The 332-nt window shown below is 49.4% G+C and carries 1 pseudogene; it reads right to left on the minus strand.

Features of this window, described 5'->3' with window-relative positions:
* Positions 1 to 332 (minus strand): annotated as a pseudogene (locus AOQ32_RS08535) (DNA topoisomerase); the annotation flags it as partial.

Raw genomic sequence — 332 nt, forward strand, 5'->3', positions numbered from 1 at the left:
CATCGCCGACTTTAATCGTCCTTGTCGCGAAACAAAGGGATAACCGGCTTGTTTTGTCAGCGTGGTTGCACCGCGTGTGAGTTGCATCGAGGCAAAGTCCCATTGATTACGGGCAAGTCCCTTTTGTAAAGGACCATGCTCTTGAAAGTTGGCAATTGGCTTTAAGTTCTCAAGGGCTTTTCGTAATCCCTTTTCACTTTCATCAACAAAGTTTGCTCGGAAGACTGGACCAGTCCATTTAATGGCGTCAATGGCTTCCCAAGCGAGCAAGTCCCCTTCCCCCGAAGGGTCAGTATCCGTGGCAATGACAAGCCCATCAAAGCCTTGACTGG

The sequence above is a fragment of the Fructobacillus tropaeoli genome, assembly GCF_001047135.2.
Taxonomy (GTDB): domain Bacteria; phylum Bacillota; class Bacilli; order Lactobacillales; family Lactobacillaceae; genus Fructobacillus; species Fructobacillus tropaeoli.